4 protein-coding genes are annotated in these 4,892 nt (G+C 40.0%); 2 read left to right on the plus strand and 2 right to left on the minus strand.

Annotated elements, in window-relative coordinates:
* Positions 1-249 (plus strand): integrase core domain-containing protein (locus AACU59_RS03125; RefSeq protein WP_161437571.1); only part of this gene is annotated, 249 nt, incomplete at its 5' end.
* 174 nt (positions 250-423) lie between these two features.
* Positions 424-1,284 carry a DNA adenine methylase gene (locus tag AACU59_RS03130; RefSeq protein WP_161437707.1) on the plus strand — a complete coding sequence of 287 codons (861 nt, stop codon included), beginning with the start codon at positions 424-426 and terminating at the stop codon, positions 1,282-1,284.
* A gap of 20 nt (positions 1,285-1,304) precedes the next feature.
* Here the strand turns inward: AACU59_RS03130 and AACU59_RS03135 are convergent, their stop codons facing one another.
* Both AACU59_RS03135 and AACU59_RS03140 read right to left on the minus strand, forming a co-directional pair.
* Entirely contained in the window at positions 1,305-2,705 is a 1,401-nt protein-coding gene (locus tag AACU59_RS03135) for a hypothetical protein (RefSeq protein ID WP_094145291.1), read from the minus strand.
* Positions 2,705-4,892: helicase HerA domain-containing protein (locus AACU59_RS03140; RefSeq protein ID WP_237666610.1), on the minus strand; the 2,188-nt coding region annotated here is incomplete at its 5' end. The genes AACU59_RS03140 and AACU59_RS03135, both read right to left, overlap by 1 nt.

Below are 4,892 nucleotides of genomic sequence, written 5' to 3' on the forward strand. Positions count from 1 at the left end.
CAGAGTTTATCTCGCCGAGGAAACTGTTGGGATAATGCGCCGATAGAGCGCTTCTTTAGAAGTCTGAAGACGGAATGGGTGCCAACTGTGGGTTATCGTAGCTTCGCTGAGGCTCAACAAGAGATCACCCGCTACATTATCGGATATTACTGCCAACTCAGGCCACATCAGTATAACGGTGGTCTAACTCCCAATGAATCAGAACGATTATATTGGGAAAACTCTAAAACCGTGGCCAATTTTAGTTGACCACTACAGTTTGAAGGAATCGAATAAGAAAGAATCGGATAGGGTTTGGGGAGAATTGGTGAAAGTTCAGAAAAATAACTAAACAGCATCCATTTATTGCATTTCATTGGGAGTTATCTCCACAAAGAGCAAGATTCAATGTTAGAATGCGGCCTGAATTTTGGAGAGTAATTAATGCCAGTAACACCTTCACCACTCAGATACCCAGGTGGTAAAACAGCCATAACCCCGATGGTTTCAGAGATAATTGGAGCAAACAATCTACGTACCGCACATTATGTAGAGCCCTATGCTGGTGGAGCAGGGTTAGCTTTGTCTTTGCTGTTTAACAAAGTAGTCCCTCATATTCATTTGAATGATCTCGATCTTTCTATTTGGGCGTTCTGGTATTCAATATTGAATAATACAGAAGAGTTTATTCAATTAGTAAATGACACTGATATCACCATAGATGAATGGCATATTCAGAAAGAGATACAAGAAAGAAAAGAACAAGTTGATACTTTAACTTTAGGGTTTTCTAGCTTTTTCTTAAACAGAACTAACCGTTCAGGAATTATTCAAAAGGCTGGAGTTATCGGTGGCTTAGAGCAACAAAGTAAATACCCTTTACACTGCCGATTTAATAAGAAAAGTCTAATAAGTAAAATCCGAAAAATAGCTTCTTTCTCTGACAAAATTCACATCTACAACATGGATGCTGTTGATTTTATTAACCATATTGAAGCCAATGTAGAAAGAAGCTTTTACTGTATTGATCCTCCTTATTTTGTAAAAGGCCAAAGTTTATATACAAATTTCTATGAACCTTGTGATCATCAAGAATTAGCCGATGTAATAGGACAAATAGAAGGGCGCTGGATGCTAACTTACGATAATGCAGATCAAATAAAACAACTGTATAGCAGCTATCGCCAGTTTACTTTCTCACTCAACTACAGCGCAGCAGATAAGAAAAAGGGCACAGAACTTTTGGTTGTGAGCCCTCGTTTACGAGTACCAAACTCATTAAATCTACAGAGAGCAACCAAATAAGGTTGCTCACTATTAGCCCCTTAAAGATCTAAGCCTTTCCTAGAAAGAATATCGAGAACTTTACCACCCGGAACCAAGCTTATGGAAGCGTGTCGATGAGCTAGGGCTATAGGGACAATCGCATTCTCATAGAGCTCTAATTCGAAATGAGTAACCAGATTCATCGCTCGACCGAGCATCGGAATATATCGGTGGACTTCTACTTTCTCACAAGCAAATTTTTTCTTTGCTTCCTTTGCTCCGGTATCTTCGTCTGAATCACCATAAGGTGTTTTATATTCAAATGGATACACTAGTCCAAACACGAAAACTTTTCCGCTTCTCGTTTTATAGATAAAGTCTTGTCCATAATAAGTCTCATGACCAAAGTTATCTGAAGCTTCTGAACGAGCAGCAATGTAGCGATGCCTATATTCATCATCAATGACACGAAAGGCACCAGGCTCGATATATCGAGATAAAGCTTTAGCGTGTTCAACCGCGGTCCCGGTCTTTTGTATACCCATGATTAAAGGTGGCTCTAAGCCTTTATCCTTCAGATGAGCAGCCACTTTGGAATACAATTTCAGCAACCTCGCATGTACTTTGGCAGGTTGCCCAAATATTGCTAAAGGTCCGTCAAGAACAAAGGACATCCGACTTAGCAGGGAAGGGTTACGCTCACTAACCATTCGGATGAATGAAGCAATCACCAAGTGCTCCACTACGTTCATAAACCTTGTAATTGCCGAACCGTTATCCCCTAAATCAGAAATTTGTTCATGTATTCGCATTACATCCGTTACATAAACATCCTGTCCACATGACTGACAACACTGCACTTCTTCTTTAACTTTAAATATAAAGTCACCTTGCTGACCGCATGAAGGGCATTTTTTTAGCTTCACTTCACCATCATCAATAGCGAGAAGTGTACCAACGACGTTAAAACTTTTATCATTCGTAAAACTGGTTCGCATATCAGAAAGCTGTTCATAAATCGCTAAGCGGAAGCCATCCTTAACAGTGGCGGCATCCTTATAACGCACATTACAACCTGGTAAAGTGAACGATATTGGGTCACCACTTCTGTGTAGCTGTGCAACTTTAAATGGATCTACATAGTTTGATTTTTCTGGCTTTAGCTCCTGATATTCAGAAACTTTGATGATAACCATACTATTTTTAACATAACCAACCTGAGTACTTGGAAATAGACCCGGAATTGGCTCCTTGTAAGGGCTCGCATCAGAAGCAACAACATAATCAGGCAGCCAACCATCTCCCTCTTCCCAAAGGATATAATCCTGAGTGATTTTCTTGGCTTCTTCCTCTGAGGGCGGCGTTAGACAACTACAATTCTTAAGAAACTCTTGTACATCAGGGTTTTTTACTACGTCTACATGACCGCCCTTACCCGCTGGTTCTCTGTTATAAGGCATTATTCACCTCTCGTAAGTTTAATTTCAGCATACTCTTTAGCAAGTTCGTCTGGCGTAAAACGATTAATTTGAGTCGGAACAACGAACGGAGAGGACAAAGTTTTAATCCGTGCAAAACCAACATCCTGAGCAGTTTTCAACGAAGCATGAAAATCAGCGAAATCATAGAACTTACCGAGTGAACGCAACTCATCCTCATTGTTAAGATGGGTAACAAACCAGTTCTCTGTGTTCGCCAGAATATTAGGATGGATAGACGACGGCTCTTGTGTTGCGTATACAAATGCAATTTTCGCTTTTGCACCTTCCTTAGCAATTCTTGGCCATACTCCTGTTAAGTCATCCTTACGGCCAATCAAGTTGTGAGCTTCCTCAACATATATAACGATATTCGGTAAATACTCGTTTTTATGGAACCGTCCCATCGAACGAGTAAGAACATGTCTAGCAATTCGAAGAGCCATGGCCTTTCGCACCATTTCAGAACCAACAGAAAGATCTAGAATCACAATTTTCCCGTCTAACAATAATTCGTATATCTCTGATTCAACTTCTCCATCTCGATGAATACTGTGGTATTCAGCAATTGGTCCTAGATAGCTTTTTACTCGAATAGGCATATCAGTTTCATTCTTGCCCGCAATCAAGTTGACCAGCGCTTTTAAGTTATCATCAATCCAATCATCTCCAGCTTTCTTACTTCTTAAAGATGGCCATAATCCCGCTGGAATTTTCGTTCCTTTCTTTTTAAACTCACTTTCCGCCGCTTCATATTCTTTGCGTATTTTCTTATCCGCACTACGTGCATCGATAAAGAACTTCACAAGTTCCGTAAGAGTTACTCCTGAAGAATAATTAGGGAAATAATCATCAGCTTCAACCTTCAACTCTTCCTGAGAAGGTTTTTTACCCAAACGTTCTTCTAAGTCACTAACAACATCAGTATAATTTTGCTCAAGTATCTGACGCTTCACGTCTTTTGACACGCTTAACTTGACCTTGTAGTTTTTAGGCGCCTCAAAACCTCGGGTGTACAGAAGTGCTTTAAACGCCGCTACCAACCTTTCAAAACGAACTTTTTCGCTTTCTGTCGCATCTTCAGGCAGCTCATCAAATGAAAGTGAAGAAACCAAAATTCTCATATCACCAGCAGATATATTTTCATCTTTAAGAATATCTTGAATGATCGTCAAACCTATATCTGGCCGTTCATAAAAGTTATTTCTCAAATCTCTTACTGATGGATCTTCACTTGCCATTCCTCTGTAACAAACAACATCTCCCTTAAAGACATCTGCAATTGAACTTCCGTCATCCTGTTGGTTCACATTTGCGTACTCACCATTAATATCAAATATTATTTGACCTACTTTCGTATTATCTTTGGCAGCAGACATAGCGACAGAAGCAACGGTCGTCTTTAATGTGTTAGATTTACCAGTACGAGTCATACCAAGTATCGCTGTACGGCGGGCTAAAAAGTCGGTGGGCTGGATCTGAACCGAAACAAGAGCTTCGGTAACAGCTCTGTGTAATCTAGCTGTTGAGGTATAGCGCACAGTACCAATATCGATAGCCGTTGGCATTGCCGTAAAACCTGATTTTAGAGCTTCTTCAAGAGCTTTTACTTTTACTTCTTCATTTACATGATTGACTATAGTTTCCAGAGCTTCGCCCCTCGGTTTGAAAACACGCAGTCGATTAACAGACATATAGTTTTCAACATCACTTCCAAGTCTTAATTCACCTTTATCTATGAAGAAAGTCCCCAATATGCGACATCTCAAACCACCAGCTTGAAGCTCAGAGTGTGTTAGAACGTCTAAGCCATCAAGTCGATCATTAACAAATACTTCATCAGAGGTTCTACGCTGGTTGTGTTCAATTCTTGTTCTGACGTAGTCATCATCAGTTGGAAGCTTTGCAGGACCTAACACTCTAAGTAGAATGACTTCTCGATCCAATTCAGTACCAGCTGAAACCTTATCCGGATTTAAGGAGGTGGCGACTAAAAAGCTATTGTGGGGTATACCCGCTACTTGCTCTTTATGATAATCGTTGGTGAGAATACTAGCTTCTCGGAAATCCATTGAATATACATACCCCACCAAATGATCAATAGGGTTATTACCTAATAGTTTAACTAGCTTATCTTCTGAGCCTAAAACGTTGCCAATAAATTTATTC

It is taken from the genome of Vibrio sp. V23_P3S9T160 (assembly GCF_963886625.1).
In the GTDB taxonomy this organism is placed as follows: domain Bacteria; phylum Pseudomonadota; class Gammaproteobacteria; order Enterobacterales; family Vibrionaceae; genus Vibrio; species Vibrio anguillarum.

What these genes read in the sequence shown, in the direction of transcription:
- AACU59_RS03135 (WP_094145291.1), bottom strand. Translation starts at nt 2,705, where the DNA reads ATGCCTTATAACAGAGAACCAGCGGGTAAGGGCGGTCATGTAGACGTA.
- AACU59_RS03130 (WP_161437707.1), top strand. Translation starts at nt 424, where the DNA reads ATGCCAGTAACACCTTCACCACTCAGATACCCAGGTGGTAAAACAGCC.